The organism is Gracilibacillus sp. YIM 98692, from assembly GCF_010993965.1.
Taxonomy (GTDB): domain Bacteria; phylum Bacillota; class Bacilli; order Bacillales; family Amphibacillaceae; genus Gracilibacillus.
Map to the genome: position 1 here is coordinate 62,857 of NZ_WIXM01000004.1, position 22,157 is coordinate 85,013.

A 22,157-nucleotide genomic window follows, 5' to 3' on the forward strand; every position below is an offset into this window, starting at 1 on the left:
TGTGTTTTAAAAACCCGCTAACCGTTAAAGGTTGCTACTTAAAAGTAAAAGAATTCAATATAATGTAACTATATATGATCAATCTAGAATTTTCAAGTAAACGAACGGATAAGATCTTTCACTCTTGTTAGCATAGAGGAGTATGCATGTTGCTCCATTTTATTGGATTTCACCTGTTCAAAAAGGTCTTGAAAAGGTTGCTCTAATTTTCGCTTGGCTTTCCTATCCTCGATTAGCGGTTTTGTTTGATAGTAATTATTGTCAATTTCTTCACTAAGATTAGGAATGCAGGTTAGTAAAGGAATATCCAATTTTGTAGCTAGTTCTTTCTCTCTTACTTTTTCCCCTTTTTTCATCACAATCAACTGCACATTGAGATCAAACGATTTCTTGAGTTGTTCAATATATCTTTTCCATGCCAACATACGAGCATAGTTTCCATTTACCATCACCCACAATTCATCTACTTGATGTAAAGCAGATAACGAGTATGATTCCATTTCTCCAGAAGGAAAATCTAAGAAAACACAATCATATTTTTTGATAGAATGAATTGCTTCTTCAATAAAAAATAGATCTGCCCCAAGTTCCCAATTCGTTTCATTAAAGACAGTTACATCATGTTTAGCTAACGGATACCAACTGACACCTCGGTAGTACCAATTAATTGGTTTATATTCCGGTTTTTCCACTGTCCTTTCTAAATAAGACTTCCATCCATCTGGTACTTCCGTTACTCGCTGTAAAATGGTTTGGATTTCTTGATGAGATTTCATACATTCCATTACGGCAGTTGGTATACGGTGATATCCAAAATAGATACCTAAATTCATGGCCAATGTCGTGACACCATTTTGCGCTACTGGAGACCACATTCCAATTGTTTTATTCCGATCATAAATATAATCAGAAAGCCCTCCCTTACGATATTCATTCGTAACTTGCAGCACAGTATCTCGATCAATTTTCCCTTCTTCTCTTAAAGAGTTCGCTTCATTAGAACTATTATCACTATCTTTAGAACCAGGTGAGGTTGATGCGGTTGCTTCTCTTTGGTTAATATCTTTTTTCGATTGATCAGTATTTGGTGCTACAGACTTCTCAGACTCTTCTTTTAGAATGTCTTTTTCTTCTTCTTTCTTCTCTTGTATATCCGTTATTGTTTCTTTCTCCTCAGCCTTCGTGTTGCAGTTCTTTGTATCAGTATTTGACTCTTTTGTTTGTTTTCCCTCCACTTTTTGTTTTGGATTGGGGGTATTCTTATGTTTTTGGGTATGGTTTTTCGGTGTGTTATCCATCACTGACGGATTTATCAAGTTTTTGGCCATAGACCACTTATGTAAGGATGTTAGAGATCGGAAAACTTTAATATGCTTTGATAAAGCGTAAGACTCCTGTTCATTTGGATTAATATAATAGATCTCTCCTTTATCATCCGGCAAGGTTTTTACGTCTTCCCAATAATACATATCCATGACTAATATAAAGTCGTTCTCTTTTTCCATCATTTGCGTGACAGCTTTCCTGTCTGTTAACCATTCCTGTTCCACTCTATCTTGATCGCTTTCTGTAAAAATACTGTTTATTAACTTTTTTAGTTTATCGCTCCCCCACTCTTGCTCTTGAAAGATCTTATCCGAGATAGCTAAAAATATCTTTTGCATATAATTCCTTCTCCCGTCGTAAAAAATCATTCACTCTTTTTCGTAGTGGTTGCGTGACCGGGGTTTTATAATTTTCAATTTGACCGAGATAACTAACCGATATCCCCAAATCTTTTGCAAATTGATACTGACTTTTGTTTAACCGTTTTCGTAATAAAATGATTCGTTCATGGTCATTTTCGATATAAACCATATCTTCTAAAGAGTTCATCCTATCCTTCCTTTCACAAAAAAAACCACCAACAAATGACTCTCCATGCATGGAAAGTCTTCTGTTAGCGGTTGTCGCTTTACATATATATGGGTTGTTTAAAGTAATAGTATGTTGCGGATATTATATCATAGATTTTGTGATTTAATAAAGGGTTGCTATTTTTTTCTCATTTTTATTGAGAAACAAATGGAAATCCTCTATACTGAAGGTGTATTCTTTTCATTTTGAACTTTTTGGCAACCTTTAACGGTTAGCGGGTATTATATAACAGATTAAAGAGCCTTTGAGGTTCATGGTTTATACGTACTTTATGGATATACGTATAACATGATACTTCAAGGGCTCTTTTTTTGTTACACAAAAAATTCTTGATGAGAGGATACAACATCATACTAAGGAGGTTATATCATGTCAAAATCATGGGGAGAGATCATGGAAGCATTACAAAAACCGTTTCGTGATGAAGAAATGGAGTGGCGACCACAACATGCAATCCAAAGAAATCAAGGGTATAAACTACTGGTGTTACCTTATGTGCAAGGTCATGCGATCCAAACACGTTTAGATGAAGTTCTTGGTCCAAACTGGTCGGATGATTACGAATCCATTCAAGTAAACGGAAAAGAAGCTTTCCGAGGTAAACTGTCTATTAAAGTGGATGGCGAATGGGTTACCCGAACGGATGCAGCAGAAGTTTCTAACATTGAGTCAGTTAAGGGTGGTCATACGAATGCCTTTAAACGAGTTGCTGTGAAATTTGGCATTGGAAGGTACTTATATAACGTTGACCCTGTTTGGGTTCCACTCTTAGATAAAGGAGATATCCGTGTAAATGGTTGTTTTAAAATCAACGGAAAAGAGTGTTATCTCCAGGGAGGATTTCAACGTCCAAGCTTACAAGGAACAAAAGCTATGATACCTAGTCATTCTCATAAGCAGCAACAAACCAATCAGCCTAATGGCCATCCGGATCCATCTCCTAACCAAACATCTTACACCGAACAAGATGTTACGACAGACCAATGGAAATGGATTCGAAAGACAGAAACGCTATTGGAGCTTAAAGATGACTATATTATACGAATCTTTAACAAAGCTAACCAATCCGCTTTTCAGAGTGTCCAACAAATTCGTCAAGAAGCCAATGCAAAGCAGTTGCGTGCATATTGTTTGGTATTACAACCCGTACGCACTTTAGCATTACTTCCTAAAAAATTTACGAATTGTTCATTAGAAGAAGTGCTGACGTTTGCTCAAACCTATAAACCAGAGGTACACGTTACAGATATTTACTCTTTATTTTTCCAATTATCTAAAGAGGATTTAGAGCAAATTATTGATTTAACAAAAAGAGCACATATACAGAGACAAACTGCTTAATTTTCCAAGCAGTTATCAGAGGTAGACACAAGAAGGAGTTTAAAAAATTAATCTCCTGTTTGTGTCTTTTTTTATAACCAAAATAGAACTAGGAGGAATTATGAGATGAAATTTACTGTAAATAACAACACATTGCTTGAGGCATTAAATAAGGTATCCAAGGTAGTAACAAACAAGGGGAATGTTCCCGTTTTATCAAACATTTATTGTGAGGTAAATGAGACAGAGTTAACGTTAATTGGGTCTAACTCGCAAGAATCGATTACTCACCGATTACCTGTTGATGACGATGCTATATCGGTTTCTACCATTGGCTCTACCCTACTACCTAAGAAAACTGTGGACATTGTAAAAAAAGTAAAAAAGGATATCACTTTTTCACTAGAGGATAATTGTCTTGAAATTAAATCAGGAAAAAGCAAGTTTAACTTGAACACTATGGATCCAGAAGAGTTCCCTAAAATTCCTGAAGTGAGTATGGATAAGCCAACGATAACTTTTCAAGGGGGCGAATTTAAGACATTTATCATACGCACCGCATTTGCAGCTGCGAAAAGCGAATCACGTCCCGTTCTTCAAGGGGTACAATATCGTGTAGAAGATAATTGTCTTTTCTTAAATTCGACAGATAGTCATCGATTGGCCCAAGTACAATATCAAACAAATGAAACAGAGGATATGAGTATTATCGTTCCAGCTAATGCATTAGATGTAGCTTTAAAAATATTTGATGACAAAGAAACAGTCGAAATATTTATGAAAGATGACATATCCCTCCACATGAAAAACGGTGATACGATATTTACTACGCGTCTACTGGATGGTAACTATCCAGACGTCAACAGATTAATACCAGAGGATTTTAAGACGGTCATAAAAATGAATCGAAAAGAAATGTTAGAAGGATTAGAACTGGTGGGTGAAATAACAGAAGGTGACCAATCCATTACCAAGCTTCACATTAATGGAGTGGCCTCTTTCCAGGCACATGGATCTCAGCGAGGAAATGGAAAAATTGATATTCCATACCTCGAATTAGAGGGAGAAGATGATTTTACACTTTCTTTCTCTATTCCATATGCTGTAGAGGCTTTAAAAGCAATGGAAGCGGATGTCGTGGAAGCGAAATTCGTTGATCCCATGAAACCTTTTTTATTAACACCAAAAGAAACGACTGATATAGAAGAATTACAATTAATTCTTCCTGTGAGAACGATATAAGCCCAAAAAGAGTGTATAATTCCAGGAATTATGCACTCTCCTTTTTTCTTAGGAGGATAAAAATATGAAATTTAACTTTGATACATTTAGTCAATTGCTACATGAAAACAAATCAGAGGTTAAAAGAGATCAAACAGGCTTGTACAACGTCATTAGTGTCATTTGGAGCTTACGCGATATTGAAGATATCAATTTCGATGCTTTTTCCTCTGATGATGTGTTACAAGCTTTAGAAACATTCCAAGATGCCCCGATGCACTATTTAGTTATGAACGAAAGCTTATTGCTAGACCCTCAAAATCCTTTTGTCAAATATTATGAAATGGAAGGTACGGTGGCAAAAGTGCATCAAGCAAAGCGAATGTACCCATTAGACGATGATGATTTCATTTAAGGAGGTAATAACATGCTAGAAATAGAGGAATTTGAATATGACTCGCTAATGCATTCTATATCCAATCTAGCAACTATAAAAGCACTTTATGATTTAGGCTGTGATATACCATCATTACCAGTAATCGATTTTTACGATGATGTTCAGAATGGACGAATGCAAGCTTTTGAAATTTTAGAAGCAGGAAGGAACGAATACCTTTCCAGAGATAGATCGATTGGAGCAATTAGAACACCTACACTTACTGTTCTTTGCCGCTCCGTTTGGGTCGGATTATGGATTTCGCGTAGCAGATAAAGTCGACTCACAAGCTTCATTATTTAAAAAGCTAGAACATCAAGAGTTTGATGACGATCTGTTACTACCAACGAACCAAACGTTTGAAGATCGATTTGCTATATAAAAAGGAGTCTATCAAATGAAAGAATTATGTGAGGTTTGTAAAAAGAGCCTTTTACAAAGCTGTGTGACTTTGCAGAAGGTAGTGGGATTATAACAAGTCAACCATATATACATGAATTACCGAAGACTTGTGACAAGAAAATGTGTGATTCGTGTGCAGTCCAGTTATGGCACAGTGGAGATGTATGCCCAGGACACGCCAAAGAGATCTATAAGAGGATTCAAAAAGCCTTTCAACTATAAAACAAACTTTAGGAGGAATGAAAGATGAAAGATGCAAAGCAAACAGATATTTTTGGACGTGCGACACGTTCTTAACTGAAAAGGTTAAGCATTAGTCTTATTTGACTAAGAGAACTATTATTCCAAGAAGTCAAATGATTGGGTAACGCCATGAAGGGCTTCCTCTGATACTCCGATATGCATAAGGTAAGTAAAATACCAAGTGTTTAATAGCTCGGTGAAGGCGGCTGAGCGATACCGTAACAGCAGTTTAGGCTGACGAAAGTTCTCTAGAGGTAGAGAATGTATCCTATAGGTCGGGAGTCTATATAAACCTATGAACAGAATGTTCACAACGCTATTTTTCAAGCTAGAACTGACGAATTTCCGAATGTACGGGTCTATAAAATAACTGAATAGAAAGTGTTTAGTGTCCCAATTAGGGAAGTGATCGTGGATGAGTAAGAATGTCCGATATGAAAATCCATAATGTGTTATAGGCACATTCAAAATCACAGGCTCAAAGGAAAGTTCTAAGGGTTTATTTGCAGATAGGAATAATGGAACGTGGTAAACCTACTACATGGAGATTTTTACTGTCATTGAAATGGTATAAGGAAAATCATTAATGATATTAGTTAATGATATAACTTATTTTAAGTAGGTGAAGGTGGTGGCACAGTACCGTAGAAACGTTGTAACTAACGTGGAGGGATAGCCACTAGTCTAGCAGAAGATTAACCCATCAATACTAGAATTTCTTAACAATGTTATAAGGTTCTGGTGAGACTAAAAGAAGTTCTTCTCCTAGAAAGGAGAGACTGACTTATAACAATCGCGAAGAAAAAGAGTAAATTAAGACACAATGAATATTATACTGTCCAAGATACTTTGGACACATTATATAAAAGAAGTCTTAATAACAACAATTTTTATAACCTTATAGAGATAATGAAAAGTGAAGAAAACATTAGACTAGCTTATAGAAACATCAAAAGTAATAAAGGTAGTAAAACAGCGGGAACCGACGGCCTTACCATTAAGGACATTCAAGAGATGAATATTGATAGTGTCATTAGCAGTATTCAAGAAATGTTCGTATGGTACAAACCTAAAACGGTTAGAAGAACTTATATTCCTAAACCTAATGGTGATGAGAGACCGCTTGGTATACCGACAATTTGGGACCGACTATTTCAACAATGCATTCTACAAATCCTAGAACCTGTTTGTGAAGCAAAATTTCATAATCACAGCTATGGTTTCAGACCCAATCGAAACACACACCATGCAATAGCACGTATGAACACTCTAAAATAGAAAGAAGTTATACTGCGTTGACATGGATATAAAAGGTTTCTTTGACAATGTTAATCATAGCAAATTGCTGAAACAAATTTGGAACCTTGGAATAAAGGACAAAGCACTAATCTCTATTATTTTTCGTTTATTAAAAGCGGAAATCGAAGGCGAAGGAATTCCCAACAAAGGAACACCCCAAGGTGGTATCCTTAGTCCCCTACTCTCTAACATCGTATTAAACGAATTAGATTGGTGGATAAGTGACCAATGGGAAACCTTTAAAACATCCTTCCCTTTCAAAACAGAGAAAAACAAATTTGTACCTTTAAAGAAAACCAACTTAAAAGAATGCTTTATTGTTAGATATGCAGATGACTTTAAAATTATCTGTTCAAGCTTTCCGGATGCTAAAAGAATGTATTACGCTACACAAAACTTCTTAGAAAAACGACTAGGACTTCAAATAAGTCCTGAAAAGTCTAAGGTTATCAACCTCAAGAAACAAAGTAGCGAATTTCTCGGCATTAAAATCAAAGCCTTACCGAAAGGTAAAAAGCATATAGCGAAGTCGGCTATGACCGAAAAAGCTAAGGATAATGCTAAGGCTAAGATTAAAAATGAGATCATCAAAATTCAAAAGTGTCCTAAAGCTGAAACAGTCTGGAACTTCAACTCTGTTGTAATACAAAACTATTACAAAATTGCTACCAATATTACACTAGATCTAAAGGAGATAAACTTCCCATTAAGAGTCTCAACTTATAATAGACTTAAAGAAAATATTGCAGAAGCTAAATTTGAGAATATGAACAAAACACTACAAAAACGATATAAGAGTTACAAACCAACACTTGCGAAGATACAAAACACAGTATTGGTTCCCATTTATGCCCAAAAGCACAAATCGGGCATGAACTTCTCTCAAGATATAAGTAACTATACTGTACTTGGGAGAAAAAAGATTCATGACAAACTCAGAAACGTTGATAGAACAGTGTTAGCTCTCCTAACAAAAGAGTATATTAGAGGAACAAGTATTGAGTATAACGACAACCGTATTTCGAAATTCATAGCTCAAAATGGAAAATGTGCAATTACAGGTATTCCACTAGCTATTAATGAAATACACTGTCATCATAAAAAGCCAAGAGAATTCGGCGGTAATGATAAATACCATAACCTAATAATTGTTCATAAAGATATACACAAGTTGATACACTCAACTAATAAAGAGAAGGTCAAAGCTCAAATCAAAAGCTATAGTCTAAATAAAAAGCAAACTCTGAAGTTCAACAACTTGAGAGTTAAGGCACACAGAAAAGCAATATAAGGTTGTGGGTTAATAAGAACTAGATGGGGCGCCGTATGCAGTGAAAGCTGCACGTACGGTGTTAGACGGGGGAAAAGCTGGAGATAACTTCAAAGGCTTACCTATCGTCACTTTTCGGTATCGAAGATGAATATGCAAAGAAAAAAGAGGAAGAACGTAAAAGAAAAGAAAAAGAGCAACAAGAGTTGATAAAAAAACAGAAGGAAGCGACCAAGTCTAACCCAAGTTCCAAAAAGGAGCCATTCAAGTTGGAAATGGATACTCGTATTTATTTCTATAACAATGAATACCAGGTGTCTGATTTCTTCACAGATGAAGAAGTGGAGCTTGGATTGCCTTCCAAAAAAGACGGAGAATTAGAGTATAAGCCTATTTCTGAAGCTGATATCAAAAGCAGACTATCAAAAGAAATACCGGTATTACAAGTTGGTGCAGACCTTATTCACAAAACTTATAAAAATACGCCAAATGTTTTGGTCGTTACCATCAAGGCTAAGAAAAAAGGAAATTGTTCACAGGAGAAAGAGTCTAAAGAAGGCTCTTTTTCTACTTCTATTCAAAAAATCCCTTTTTCCATTGTTCAAGAGTTTCTCGGGATTGCAAAATATTTCTCGGATTACTACTCCACCGAAGTTCATGGCGATATCTATTTTGATACACATGAGGAGACATTTTCTCTTCACATCCCTACCCAACACGCACATACATTTTGGGTAGAACCCAGGGAAAGTGATGAAGAAATTCTCACGAGAATGATGGAAAATCGAGATGAAATGAAAGTAATGGAGATTCATTCACATCATGTCATGCCAGCTGTACCATCTGATCAAGATGATGAAAGTGAAGTTTTTCCGATACTTTATACTATTGTAGGAAGAATCAATCAATTTTTTCCGGACATAAGCGTTCGTACTTATGATATGAAGAATCAGCAGCATATCAAGATTAACCCATTTTCCGTTTTTGAAAACCCTCTATATACGTATCCTACTAACGATTCCTTGGATGCCGTGGAGGTGATTTCATGATTGATCTTCTACGATATAAAAAATATCTACCCTATCGATCCGTATACCCTTTTATCATTGTAATAGGTACAGGTGGTACAGGTGGTTATCTTGTGCAACATATCGCACAAATGATGTCCACTTTTAACGTGCAAGGCCAGCTACTTGTCGCAGACCCTGATATTGTGGAAGAGAAAAACTTAAAAAATCAATTATTCACGAAGAGAGATATTGGTAAAAAGAAAGCAAATGTCCTAGCTGACCGCTATCGTAGAGCGTATCAAATACCTATTCGCAGTTATAGTGAAGGCTATATCGAGGACGTGGAGTCATTAAAGAATCTCTTCAACTTAGATTATCTAGGTGTTGGAATCCATTCCTATCATACCTTGTACCTTCCTGTTATTATCGGTGCAGTTGATAATAATTTTACTAGACAAGTTATACACCAATTTTTTGAAAGTACAAGCAGATGTTTATACATCGATGTAGGAAATGAATCCGCTACTGTTCCTTCTGATTACCCAGAAAGGCGGAAAGAAGAATGGACACAGCAAGAGCGCCAAGCTTATGATGAATCAGGTTGGATTGGTCAAGTGATATGTGGCTTGAAATTCGATGGTGAAACGATCCTTCCACCAGTGGGAGAAGTGTTTCCTGATGTCTTAGCTGACAAAGACGATATAGCACCATCGCAAATTAGTTGCTCCGATTTAACGGCTAGCGACCCACAACGTGTTTTAACAAATAAGATGGCTTCTATGAGTGTTTTACCTTATCTCAATAGTTTTATGGAGGAAGGTGTATTATATCACTCTATAACGTTTTTTAACGCCCAAAAAGGCTATATAAATAGTCAAGAGATACCTAATAAGCGAGAAGAATAATTCTTCTCGCTTTACTAATAGTAGAAGAGGTATTCCTGTGCATCTAACAAATCAAGAAAAAATAAGACTACTAGATAGGTATATCGTAAGAATATTGAAGGACAACGGCATACAGGTGCTTGTTTATCGGAGTAGCACAACCAACTCGATTTAACTTAAATTCGATTATGGTGTATGCCATTCTATGCGAATAAGCGATCATAAAGGAAAAAAACAGTATGCTTATCGTTATCATATTAGATTAGATTTAGATCAATCTTCTATTTTCTACAGAAATGGATATCCTTGCTATAATGCTTGTGTAGCAGATACTAAGCTAATTGATACTTGCTGAGGGGGGTACTTTTACTCCTGTAACCCTTGGTCTTTGTAAAGCTCGAGTTCGACAGTAAATAGGTACAAATCTAAAATCCTGTGATAGAGAGGCTTTATTTATTCAAGGATTCTAAGATGTAGTGCCTGTTTTCTCACTTCTTTTTCATAGGCTATCAATTTATTATTTAAAATGCATAATTTTAATAATTATTTTGCGTGAACAAAAGATAGAGGATCACACATATTAGACTTACTAAATGTGTGATCCTTTTATCTATTTAACAAATGTTAGCAATAGGTAAGCCTTTTGAAGTCATCTCCAGATTTTCACCTGTTTCGTGCCGAACGTGCTAGTATCCCAGCATCCAGCGGTCCATCTTCCGATGTATAATAGATTATAAGTTCTTCGTTACTTTTAGACGTGAGATGTTTCTACCTTTACGATGTACAAGTCGATGAATGTCTTTATGAAGAATGCTGCAAGTTTGTGAAAAATAGTAATGTTTATTTGGAGGTATTTTAAGGGGGAAAATTCAATAATTAGATGAATCAGACGCTACTAGTTTTTTCTAATTATTTATACAAGACTTTTACACGACAATAATAGTTTTCCATTAAGGACGCAAAAATGGAGTAAGGGTCATAAAAAATATAGATATTCACCGAGTTCCATTGTTCCACTGTATTTAAGAAGGGAACCTATCAATTTACGTCTTTTGATATGTCCCTTATATGAGCTCTCTTAGTTTACTGTAAATACTATAAAACTGAATACAGTTATCTAGGATTTAAAGAAACAAAAAAACGGATAACTTTACATTGAATACTATAAAGTCATCCGATATGACTAGTTAAGATAACTGCTTTTTTCTGCTGAGACCCCATTTAGGAGGAATTTGGCATGGGAAAAATAAAAATCGAAGTAACGCTTAATGTAAGGGATTCTTACACATTGGTACAGCAAAATTAACAAAAGGAGATTTAAGAATCACTTTCCCGCAATAATACGATAATTAAAAAGGCGGTAGATCAATAAAAAATAAACTGTGAAGTGAGAGTCTATGCACTCTCACTTACACAGTTTATAGTCTTACCTAGTGATTTCTTTATTCTCCTAAAGCTTGATTTAGTTTTGTGAGAAACTCATTTCGAGGTAAATTATTATCTTCAAAGATATTTTTGTATTTTTTTACATTAGTAACAGCTCGCATCTTATTTTCTTTTTCTTCAAAAATATTTGGTTGTATTCCATCATAGTAATGAGGCTTTCCTTGGGCTGCGTTAAAAAGAAAGAATACGTAAGAATCTTCAGCGTTAACATTTGATTTAAGAGGTTTGGACTTACCTTTGTAATTTCCTCCCTGTACCGATACAAAAATCTGTTCTCCTTGTTGAACATCTCCTTTTAGTACTTGGGTTACATTCACTTTATATTCGGTACCTGGAATAACCTCTGCACTTTCTTCTTTTGGATTTTGCGGATCCCTTCTTAGATTAACACCTCTTCCGTCATCCTCAACAGTACCCTTAACTATTACAGGGGAAGTAGCAAGTTTTTCAATATTAGAAGCAACTGCTTCAGATTCGGTTACATGTACTGAATTTGTATATAATGAGAATAATCCATAAGCTAACATTACAAACAACAAGACAAACAAGGCGGGATACATAAAACGTTGAACTTTCATTATCATTTTAAAGTCCTCCTTCTATGGATACAATGAATTTATACCAGCTAAATCATCACTTGTTGGAGCAGAAATGGCATCAACATAAGGATCACGCATAACCGCATAATAATCACTATGCCCTAATCCCAAAAAATGACCATGTTCATGCATAGCAACAGTAATGCGATCGCTATCATCATAGGTACCAGAAGTGCCAGGTTGTCCAAGTGATGTTTCATTTAATCCTGCATCGGCGCTACTTATGTAGTCTGATGTACCGAAATTTTTACAGTAAACAAAAGCCCTTCCAAGCGTATTCGAATTTTCTTGAAAAACTCCAAATGTATTAGGGGTTGATAAATTATAATCATAAGACATGTTAATCTTACTTGTAGCGTTATTCCATTTAACAACTGATTCAGCATGTATATTTCTCCAATCAGAAGACGTATCTGAAGTATACTTATATTCAACACTTGTTGGATTTTCCCAAACGCACCCCATATCTCCATCATCATTGTATGCATATGCCGTATAAACGCCAATATTCATGATGATAAGAAAGGATAGAACAGACAAATAAAATATACGTTTCACTTTTAGACTCATGTAAAATATTGTTTGCATAGGTCATACCTCCACATATTTTTGATAGCGGTTCCAAAAATAATATAAACTTAGGTATCAATGACAAAATTAGTGCTTATGTAATAAAAACACCTCCTCAAAATATAAGTTTTTGGAAATTAATCGAACTTTATATCTATCATTCTACCATTTAATCCATATTTTACAATAGATTAGAGAAAGGAAACTAATTACTTCTTAATGTATATACCTGAGCACATTTAACTAAGGCTTGATCAAGAACAGGATGAACCTCTTATTTTACCAACGAAATATTTCCATTGAATAATCGATCAGCAATACGAATTGTGATACAATAAACACTATATAGATTTAATTTTATTTTATAGCCAACCTATGAAGGAAGGCGAACTAAATATAAAGCACATTTCTTTGAAGTGATTATCACCTTGCGGTGAAAGCTTCATTTGAAAGAAGTGTGCTTTTTTTGCGCTTTAAAAATATTTTATAAGGAGAGATTAAGCTTTAGATGCTAATGACAGACTATGAATCACCTAAATAATCTCTTTTGAAATCAGTAAAAACCTTAATTATAGGCTTTAATTCTTCTAAATTCATACTAGGGTACTTTTCAGATAGAATAGAAATAATATTCCCTAAATCACTAGATAATTCGTGGTAAATGTCATTATCGGTACACTCTAATTCTTTTAAATTTCCCAATCTATTATTTAATTCTTTAGCGTATGCTTGTATTATTTTCTCCTCCTTTTCCAAACTAATGTCTCCTTTACATAAGTTATATATACCTTTCTTTTATTCACGTTAATACTATTGTTTGTATTTTGATCGGAAATACCAGGAAATTTCACAACTAACTTTATTTGATTTATGTAGGAAAGTCCATCAAAGATGCTCTTTTCACCCAATACGGCTAACCATCTATAAAAATTATAGTTTTTTCACCTTCTCTAAAATTTTTCATCTCTGTTATTACGTTTGATTCGGTTGTTCCTGTATTTAATTTAACTCTTGCTACCCGTTACTGAAACAAGATTATCTTGATTTAAGTTCTTTTCCAGTTATAATTTCAAATAAAACTTCTGAATTTTCCTTTGATAAACGAACATAATAGTCATTACTTTGGTTGATGATTTCTAACATATCTCCACTTGGTGTAACCCAAATATCATAATTATTTAATCGGTAATGTGGAAGAGGCATATCCCTGTGTGTATCTGTATCCCAATTAACATTGTTAAAGATATCAATTATCATACGCACTTTATCTTCGTCTTCAACCTCATTTATTAATTGGAAATCATCGTTATTTTCTACACGTTCCTTAACAGTAAGGGTTGAGTCGCTATTAAAATCAACTACATCCTGTTGATTACATCCCACAACACCCAATATTAAGAATACAATGAACATACACTTCTTCATATAAAATTACCCCCTTTTTATATTAGACGGATTCAATAACAAAACGGTTTCATCTGTTCTTGTACTAAACTGCTTCTTATATATAGTATCCGTTTCAAAATATTGATATGATGCACCCTTTATCATTGTTTACATGTAACCATAGATAAGCGTCTAAGGACTTACTTGGAGTCTCTATGGGCATCATTGGTCTTGAAATGAATAAAGACAACGAATACCACGCTTGCCATCTTTTTGATTTACTTGTGCGCCACCTAAAATGTAAGGTGAAAACCTCGCCACCCTTGACTTTGTTTGCGGTCGTGGTTATGAGTCCTTTGGACGGATGGCAAAAATTTCAGCCTTTTTGGCTCCATCCGCACAGACAGCGTACCACGACCGATCACTTCTTAGCTTTCAATGGTCGGGACCCTGCACCCAACCACCGAAAGCTAAGAAGTGGCACGTCAGTCAAGAGCAAAGCAGCTATGCTGTGGCTTTATTAAGCAATACCTAACAAGTGGATCTAGCCATGTCATATGTGGCTCTATTTTATGGAATTGCTGACTCAAAAAGGGCAAAGGTGGATCAAATATTCATGAAAGGCTGCAGCCGTTGTTTCATCAGGCATGCAAGCCTATCATACCTATCCCTCCAAGCAAAGTCCTATCTTTGTTTACGTAGAAAACTATAATTACTTACTAAATATAATAAGTAAACAAAGTTAGAAAATAGGCTGTTTTTGTTTCGTTATTTACTATGAATACGGTCAAAAATCATACTACATATAAATGCGGTTTCCTGACTCGACCCCTATAGGGAGAGACACTAAAGTGATCTCTCCTCTTTTATTTATGCAACTTACCAAAAGAACTACTCTTAATGAAAATTTGTGGTTTCACTCTTGTACCATCACATAAAAGTTTTCAACAGACGCAAAACTCGCATGAATATGATCTCGATTCACATTATTACGTTCCATTACCATTGCAATCATAATCTGAGCAATCATTTGACGTTCATGTTCCAATATATCGTTACTTACATACATGCGAATAATATACTCTGTTGTATCTTCCCTCGGTACACGTATAATGGTTACTTCCCCTGCTTGTGGTTCTCTGTCCTCGATAGAAGACCAATACCCTAGTAACCATGTTTCTGCATTCTGTGATAAGTGGTCTGCAGCTAAATAATGTTGTGGAGTAATAAATTCATAGGTTCCTATATTGGCCAATAATCCCGTGTCCAATACTGGCTCCTCATCTAAATGGCGTTTTTCCCTTTCATCTAAAAAAGCTTGTTTTGCCCCTAGATAAGCAACATCTAATCCTATTTGTTTCAAGAGCGGTCTAATATTTTCATATTTTGTAACCATATCCATAATGAATATATGCATTTCCTCTGTGGTAATAATTTCTTCTAACTCTTCTCCTGTTAAATTATAAATAATATCTGGAATTTGCTCCGTTATAAATCCATGATGCTGCTTTAACCATTCATCCTTCATTACTCCTATTTCTTCATTATTTAAAAACTCCTGGACTATAAAATATCCATTGAAATACTGAGACTTGGTAATGCTGAACAAGGATTCTTCTAATTGTTCTAATTCCTTTTCTAAGATGATTTCTCCTAGCTTATTGAAGTAAAACTGGAACATGATAATAAACTCTCTATTAAAATCATCATTATTTTGAAAATGGGATTCTAACTTATTGTGTGTGTATTCCATTAGTTCACTTTTGGTTATAATGCTCATTGATTTTGCAACTCCTTTTCATCTAGTATCCCTTTTTGTTCTTCTTCAAAAGAAGGCGACGGACCATCATCATGAAATTTCCACGAACCGTCTTCATACTTAATGGTGCTAATATAATATAATTCATCATCTCCATCTCTAACCAACCGATAATAATACCCCTCTTGTCGATTTTCCGTGAACCCTATATCCGTAATTAAATATTCACCTCCTTTTCTCCCCTTTTCTTCAAACATGCTTTGCAATGTATTAAACACAACCGTTGCTTGCTCTAGGTTATCTGGGAACTGTTCTTTCATTTGAGTTGATCCATGGTTTTGTACAAAACGGAAATACGTTTGAGCATCAATCTCTCCATTTTGAAATAGGAATATAACTTTACTAGCATATTTGGCAAATTCTTCAGGATCTGTGAAGGCGTCTGTCTCCTCTACCTCTAAATCTGTTATCACTTTTTTGGTTTCTACTTGGTTTGCTGCAGCTGCTTCTTCTAATATCTCTTTTGCAGGTTCATTTGTCTCTTGAATAGATGTTCCTTTCTTATATCCTTCCCTAACTTTATTACTTCTTCCTGATTCTTGGACTTGTTCAGACTTCTCATTACTCATCATTTTTTCAGTGTTTTCTACTACAGCATCAGAACAACCTATCAAAAAAATAGGGATGACTATACCAGCACCACATATCCTTTGCCACCTTTTCATCTCAGACTTCACTCCCTACCTTGTTATAACTAAACATTCCTTTTTCTTCTAAAGACATATAATTAACTAATTCTGCACTGTCTAAAGCAGTTAATAGCGGAACATTTCTTTGACACAGCGTTACAATGTCAGGAATATTAATATCCTTGTTCGCAATGTATACATACTGATTTATGGTTTGACTAAAGGAATGAGCTAATGTTTGTAAATGTTCGCGATTCGTAGATGTAGATATACCGATAGACTCTATTTTTCGCTTTCCGAATAGGTTAATCGTTAATATAACGGCATGGTAATTGAGATATTGATTACCAAAGTATTTTTGAAAGATTTTATTCGCATTATGATCATGCCACTCATTTACCATCTGCGCATGATCTGGATTCAATAATGGAATTTTAATTTGGTTTTTTTTCGGCTCTACGATAACTTCTTTGTTCAGACGGTGTTGATGTAGATAGTTAAATAGATAGTAGCTTTTATGCATGTCAAATGGACAGGTTAATACAGGATTCTCTGATCTAATTAATCCCATTTCTCCTTCACTTATTAAACAAGCAATGAGCAAGTTCTGTAACGCTGTTTTTTTTCTTTTTATTTTCAACCCTTTCTACACTCCTTTACATAACAAAAAATCCCCCAAACCAAAAAGAACGGACTTCTGCCGTTTCTTCGATTTGGGGGATTCCCACTGACATATTTAATCATTCTTGATTTATTCTACTACTTTTCCAATGTCTGTTTCAAGTTCTTTTTTTACTTTAACCAAATTACTCTCAATAAGGTTACTAATATTTGTCTTATTAGTACCAAATAAGTATGCCAACTGTTCCACTGTATATTGTCTTGTTTTGTATAGATATAAAATGTAAGAGGTACGAGCAGCGGTTAATGTTAATCCATCTAAAGAAGGGTATTTTTGTCTTATTTTTTTCATCGCATTATTTACATTATTATGATGGATTTGGCCGTATTCCGTATCACCAACCAAACGTCTGCGATAGAAAACATATGGAGTGGAATGAAATAATGATTGCTCATAATATAAATAAAATATTTGCGCATCTTTCCCTTTTAATTCAACCGTTCTCCTTTGTGTTTTCAACTTCCCAACTACATTAATTAGAATATATTCTTCATTTATCACGAAAACATCTTTTTTATGAAATAACATTTCAGATACTGTAATCCCTTTTAACATTAAAACGTAAATGGCTTTAATCGATAATTTCAGTTCATGATCAGACAAAATTAGAGGCTTGGCTTCTAATAAATTCATATATTCTAAAGCATTAGGATTAATCTCATTTTTTTCCCTTCTTACTTTAGCCATAGGATCAATCGGAATGTATTTATATCTCCATAAATAATCAAAAAAGTGTTTCAGAATGGAAATTATTTTATTTACTGTTGCATTGGAACATCTTTCTTTCTTTTGGTTTAAGAAACCGTAAATGTATTTTGTTCCAATCTCATATATTTCTAGTTCAGCTTTGGAGTGTTTATCAACATAGGAGAAAAATTGATGGATAATTTGATTATAGTAATCAATTGTTTCTTCACTTCTGTCATTGCGTCGAAGATATGTAGAAAAACCATATGGCATAGGTATTCACTCCATTCTTAATATCCATGTCATCCATACTATTATTTTACCATATCCCCTATTTTTTCTCCTATCCCATCAAAAAAAAATGTTTACAAAAGCCCCTATTCGATTTAAACTGTTTGTTGTTAACCAACTGATAACCTTTGTAAATATTTAGGTATACATGTACCTAAATTAATATCTGAAATACCAATTGATCACCAAGAAAGGTTAACTGATTCCAAGATATTGTCAACAAAAATTTTAAAATAATACTAAAAAAACTCCTAGCTATTTTCTTCATAGCTGGGAGTTTTCATTATCCATTCATAACCATATTGATAAAAGCAGTAAAGCCAATTAAAATACTCAAACCCATAATACCAATCGCAATATTATTAATAATTTTGGTTGCTCGATCACCTAATAAATACAAGACCATACCAATCACCTCTATAAACCATGATTTATATTCTATTATACTTATTAATCTATGAAAGTCAATATTTTCCTTTCATTACCGCTACACCTTATTATTCTCCCCTATTACTGTTGTCGTTCATCATTAATCGAGCTTGCTCTTGGTCAGGTAGTTGATTAACCTGTTGTATTTGCTCTTGTATTTGTTGTATAGCTTCTTTTTTTTGCGTTATCCTGTCATCAACCAACGCTTTTTTTTCTTTTAGTTCTTCTAATGCTTTAGAAAGATTTTGGCGTTCGTCTTTATACTTCTCTTCCTCTATAGAATTTTCTTTTGCTCGAGTTAATACTTCGTCTACCTTGATATCTTCTTCTTTACTTTTAAATAGTTGCGAAAAAAAACCTTGTGGTTCTTTCTTCTTCCCAACTGTATTTTTCAAGGAATAATCTAACATTCTATAATATTTTTCTTCCGTTACTTTTTGTTGGTTTTCCACTTTTTCTAATTGAATCCCTTGCATTTCTTTCTCTATAGTTAGACGTTCAACGTAAAGATTATTTAAAATATTTTCTTCATAAAACAATTTAGATTCCATTTTTTGCTGTACCATCATTGCCTTTAACATATCCATATCTTGTTTCTGATATAAAGTCATACCACTCTCAGCATTTTGGTCTTGGTTAGAAGCTTTTGATTGTCTTCCAACCGAAACGCGTGAGGTATTACCTAGTATATAACTAATATCTACCGTTGCTTTTTGAGTATGATCCATCAAAAGTAAAATCATATGTAGCTTAAAAACACTTTTAAAATCTAAACGATAAAATTTTCCATGTCTTTCCGGGTTTATATAATCGACCAGTTCCGTTCTAAAATAATTACGAATGGTGCTATCACTTCTCTTTATAATTTTACTAGCCTCTGTTGTACTATAAGATGTTTCAGGATGCATAGATAAAATTTGGTCCGTATATAACAAGTCATCTATGTGATGAATCGTAATTTCTTTTCTAACTGGATCGTCTTTGAATTCTTCTTCTAAAAGTTCTTTCATATTCACATCCATCTATCATCACCTCACTCTATTGTAGAAATCCACAATTTTATCATAATCGTAAAATCGCCAAGAATCAAGTTGTAGTCTAGCGTTACACCAACAAAAACGATACACAGCGGTAGCGTTTTGGCCAAAATGCGTAACTTAGCGCAAACGTAAGGTAACGCTTGACCCCAGACTAATTCAATCAACTTCTGTATAATCCAATAAACAGTTATTAACCGTTGATTATCGCTACTTACCGTATTCGCTTTACATCGGCTAACGCCTTTTAAAACAACACTTTTGCTGGCATTGTTTCGCAACGGAATGTAGCGCAATGTAATTCTGGTATGTCTAAAAATAAATTGGAATCGTGATACGCTATTTTACCATTTACAGAAAACTATACTAACGCAGCAAATGGGAAAGTTCGTTTTAATGAAAGCTTCTATCATATAACTAGATGTATGACTACGATTGCTTTTGAAGTCACCTTCGAACAGCTACTTTCCTTATTAATTGATAACCATATTAATTCTATTTTTCACTTTCACATTGCTCTTCTAACCAAGATTTTATATGTATTCGATATGATTGTAATCTAAAGAGGGGAAGAGAGGTGAGTGTTAATATTGGCAGTATTATCAATTACAAAAAGAGAGCCTAAAAGACTCCCTTTTTCTTTTCTGATTATTGATTGAATGGATTGAAACTCTTGCTTTTTTGGCTTTCGTTATCTTCCTCCGTACCTTCTAAATCAAACAACGCTGTCTTTTGTTCTTTTTTAGGTTTATCATCTTCAAAAGTGAGAGAAGCGAATTTTTCTTCAAACGGATTATGTGTATTTTTTATAGATTCACGTTCTTTTTCTATTTTATCTTTTTGATCAATTAGATCTAAAGCTCTTTTTGGCATGTCCAATCCAGCGAATAGAATAAAAGTATCAATTTTATTAGTTGGTTCATCTTTAATAAATTCAGAAAGAGGCTTTTCATCCGCGGTAGGAACATATTCTTCTAGTATATCCTTAATAGAAGATACAAATTCCATTGTATAAATTCGATTAGCAGATTTTTGATTTACAATAAAATTCACTGACGCTAGTTTTGCTGTTTTTAAGTTATAGTCTGACGATAAAATACCATTCTCTACACCTTCTTTAAAGCGGGGGATATAACTGGCCTTATTCGATACATCAAATGCATTTTCATCATAACTTACTTTTGAAATAGATAACACTCCACTTGTTTTTAACATCTTTAATAACTCGGATTGATCAAAATATTCGGAGCCTCGGTGTTTAAAAGAAGAGGTTACAATATTCATAGAATGTAAAGTATGCGCAACAAACATATTACTAAACTTCAAATAATCATCATCACTTTTATTTGGTTCTTCCTTAATAAATTCTTGATACAATTTTTGATTATCTACAAATATAATAGCACCTAAATGATCCTTAGTTTGATAGATTTTTTGTAGTCTTTTTAAGGCGTTACTAATAACATTATAACCTTCAGAATCACTAGGTAAGGTTAGAATTAGACCAACACGATCACCATATCCACTTTCAAATAGTAGGTTAAGACATGCAAGAATGGACCCTGTTCCAGTACCGCCACCAAGTCCTGCAACAATCCAAATAAAATCTCTATCTTCCATATATTGTTCAAGTGCTTTTTTTACCTTATCTTTATTTTTCACGAAAGCATCTTGTCCCATTTCAATATCTCGACCAGCACCCATTTCATAGCCATCTAAACCGACTAAATGGATATTTTGATTGCGTGTTTGTAGTTTACTATAATCATTTATATTCGTATTAATGAGTAACGCAGTGTATGGGTATTTGTTATTTTGAATACTAGTGCTTATATCTGCGCATGCTGCTGCAATAGATCCACCACCCATTCCTAAACCTATAAATCCGTATTTGATACCTAACTTTATATTTTGCATTTCATTCATTTGCTTCATTTCTTGATTTAACATTTGTACACTGTTCATTTCATCACCCCGATTAATATTTATAGATTGCTTTCATAGTATTGGATTAATTCTTGGCCAATATCTGATAAGTAGTACTGTTTTGATCGTCCCGTTTCTCTGATTTCTATCAAGGAAGCTCCTTCTAGCTTAGCTACATAATTATCAAGAGAAAAACGAGAATTAATTAATTTTGTGCTAGGGTATTGCTTCTGGAATATGGCATTTGCTTCTTCTTCTAATTGGTGTTTTACTAATCCTTCTTTACGTTTTATAGCAGCCAAAACAAATAGAGCATCTTTTTGAATATTTTGAATAATACGACCATAAACATCATGCTTTGTTAATTCGTTTTCCAAATGATTACACCACCTTCTTAATTATGCATCACATTTCTGCACTGTTACGACAGGTTATGTATTGAATTGAATATTGTGCGGCACTTATTGTGCATCTAATAGCATCACAATCATATATCCATAAATGAGTGTCCGCCGTATTTCAATCCATAATAAGATGCTTTTTTATAGCAGAAAATAAATTGTGCATCACATTTAATCCCTGTCATATCAGTTGTTATCTTTTCTGAATTCTACTGGGGAATTGAGAGGCGAATCGAATCGCATCACAGTTAAC

At 34.3% G+C, this 22,157-nt stretch carries 20 protein-coding genes and 1 pseudogene; 7 read left to right on the plus strand and 14 right to left on the minus strand.

What is annotated here, in order from left to right:
• Nucleotides 1-92: 92 nt before the first annotated feature.
• Nucleotides 93-1,664, minus strand: a complete 1,572-nt coding sequence (locus GHD00_RS06080; protein WP_163537262.1) for a hypothetical protein — start codon at nt 1,662-1,664, stop codon at nt 93-95.
• Nucleotides 1,633-1,875, minus strand: a complete 243-nt coding sequence (locus GHD00_RS06085; protein WP_163537263.1) for a helix-turn-helix domain-containing protein — start codon at nt 1,873-1,875, stop codon at nt 1,633-1,635. Before GHD00_RS06085 ends, GHD00_RS06080 begins: the two co-directional genes overlap by 32 nt.
• 411 nt (nt 1,876-2,286) lie before the next feature.
• On the opposite strand from GHD00_RS06085, the gene GHD00_RS06090 reads away from it, so the two are divergent.
• From GHD00_RS06090 to GHD00_RS06120, 7 genes and pseudogenes are all read left to right on the plus strand, one after another.
• Nucleotides 2,287-3,258, plus strand: a complete 972-nt coding sequence (locus GHD00_RS06090; RefSeq protein WP_163537264.1) for a Rad52/Rad22 family DNA repair protein — start codon at nt 2,287-2,289, stop codon at nt 3,256-3,258.
• Between the two features lie 105 nt (nt 3,259-3,363).
• Nucleotides 3,364-4,479 (plus strand): DNA polymerase III subunit beta, encoded by a 1,116-nt coding sequence (gene dnaN / locus GHD00_RS06095; RefSeq protein ID WP_163537265.1) that lies wholly within the window; start codon nt 3,364-3,366, stop codon nt 4,477-4,479.
• Between the two features lie 64 nt (nt 4,480-4,543).
• Complete coding sequence (locus GHD00_RS06100; RefSeq protein WP_163537266.1) at nt 4,544-4,873, plus strand: hypothetical protein; 330 nt, start codon at nt 4,544-4,546, stop codon at nt 4,871-4,873.
• 12 nt (nt 4,874-4,885) lie between these two features.
• On the plus strand, nt 4,886-5,170 hold the full coding sequence (locus GHD00_RS06105) for a hypothetical protein (RefSeq protein WP_163537267.1): 285 nt from the start codon (nt 4,886-4,888) through the stop codon (nt 5,168-5,170).
• A gap of 1,278 nt (nt 5,171-6,448) precedes the next feature.
• Nucleotides 6,449-8,129 (plus strand): annotated as a pseudogene (ltrA, locus tag GHD00_RS06110) (group II intron reverse transcriptase/maturase).
• A 254-nt stretch (nt 8,130-8,383) separates the two neighbouring features.
• The gene (locus GHD00_RS06115; protein WP_240468628.1) at nt 8,384-9,157 is read left to right on the plus strand and encodes a Mov34/MPN/PAD-1 family protein; all 774 of its coding nucleotides are present in this window, start codon (nt 8,384-8,386) and stop codon (nt 9,155-9,157) included.
• On the plus strand, nt 9,154-10,023 hold the full coding sequence (locus GHD00_RS06120) for a ThiF family adenylyltransferase (RefSeq protein WP_163537269.1): 870 nt from the start codon (nt 9,154-9,156) through the stop codon (nt 10,021-10,023). The genes GHD00_RS06115 and GHD00_RS06120 overlap by 4 nt, the downstream gene beginning before the upstream one ends.
• Nucleotides 10,024-11,444: 1,421 nt before the next feature.
• Here the strand turns inward: GHD00_RS06120 and GHD00_RS06125 are convergent.
• From GHD00_RS06125 to GHD00_RS06175, 12 genes are all read right to left on the minus strand, one after another.
• Nucleotides 11,445-12,032: a hypothetical protein gene (locus GHD00_RS06125; protein ID WP_163537270.1), complete on the minus strand. Its 588-nt coding sequence runs from the start codon at nt 12,030-12,032 to the stop codon at nt 11,445-11,447.
• A 15-nt stretch (nt 12,033-12,047) separates the two neighbouring features.
• A complete protein-coding gene (locus tag GHD00_RS06130) occupies nt 12,048-12,635 on the minus strand; it encodes a matrixin family metalloprotease (protein ID WP_163537271.1) in 588 nt (195 codons plus the stop codon).
• A gap of 504 nt (nt 12,636-13,139) precedes the next feature.
• Nucleotides 13,140-13,373: a hypothetical protein gene (locus GHD00_RS06135; protein ID WP_163537272.1), complete on the minus strand. Its 234-nt coding sequence runs from the start codon at nt 13,371-13,373 to the stop codon at nt 13,140-13,142.
• Nucleotides 13,374-13,652: 279 nt separating this feature from the next.
• Nucleotides 13,653-14,042 (minus strand): hypothetical protein, encoded by a 390-nt coding sequence (locus GHD00_RS06140; RefSeq protein WP_163537273.1) that lies wholly within the window; start codon nt 14,040-14,042, stop codon nt 13,653-13,655.
• Between the two features lie 877 nt (nt 14,043-14,919).
• The gene (locus GHD00_RS06145; RefSeq protein ID WP_163537274.1) at nt 14,920-15,783 is read right to left on the minus strand and encodes a hypothetical protein; all 864 of its coding nucleotides are present in this window, start codon (nt 15,781-15,783) and stop codon (nt 14,920-14,922) included.
• Nucleotides 15,780-16,487 (minus strand): hypothetical protein, encoded by a 708-nt coding sequence (locus tag GHD00_RS06150; RefSeq protein ID WP_163537275.1) that lies wholly within the window; start codon nt 16,485-16,487, stop codon nt 15,780-15,782. Before GHD00_RS06150 ends, GHD00_RS06145 begins: the two co-directional genes overlap by 4 nt.
• Before the next feature lies 1 nt (nt 16,488).
• Nucleotides 16,489-17,091 carry a hypothetical protein gene (locus GHD00_RS06155; protein WP_163537276.1) on the minus strand — a complete coding sequence of 201 codons (603 nt, stop codon included), beginning with the start codon at nt 17,089-17,091 and terminating at the stop codon, nt 16,489-16,491.
• 111 nt (nt 17,092-17,202) lie between these two features.
• On the minus strand, nt 17,203-18,093 hold the full coding sequence (locus GHD00_RS06160) for a tyrosine-type recombinase/integrase (protein WP_163537277.1): 891 nt from the start codon (nt 18,091-18,093) through the stop codon (nt 17,203-17,205).
• Between the two features lie 301 nt (nt 18,094-18,394).
• Nucleotides 18,395-18,517, minus strand: a complete 123-nt coding sequence (locus tag GHD00_RS21230; RefSeq protein ID WP_276208255.1) for a hypothetical protein — start codon at nt 18,515-18,517, stop codon at nt 18,395-18,397.
• Nucleotides 18,518-18,608: 91 nt separating this feature from the next.
• Nucleotides 18,609-19,550 carry a hypothetical protein gene (locus GHD00_RS06165; RefSeq protein ID WP_163537278.1) on the minus strand — a complete coding sequence of 314 codons (942 nt, stop codon included), beginning with the start codon at nt 19,548-19,550 and terminating at the stop codon, nt 18,609-18,611.
• A 675-nt stretch (nt 19,551-20,225) separates the two neighbouring features.
• A complete protein-coding gene (locus tag GHD00_RS06170) occupies nt 20,226-21,542 on the minus strand; it encodes an FtsZ/tubulin family protein (protein ID WP_163537279.1) in 1,317 nt (438 codons plus the stop codon).
• Nucleotides 21,543-21,562: 20 nt separating this feature from the next.
• Nucleotides 21,563-21,880 (minus strand): hypothetical protein, encoded by a 318-nt coding sequence (locus GHD00_RS06175; protein ID WP_163537280.1) that lies wholly within the window; start codon nt 21,878-21,880, stop codon nt 21,563-21,565.
• Between the last annotated feature and the right edge of the window lie 277 nt (nt 21,881-22,157).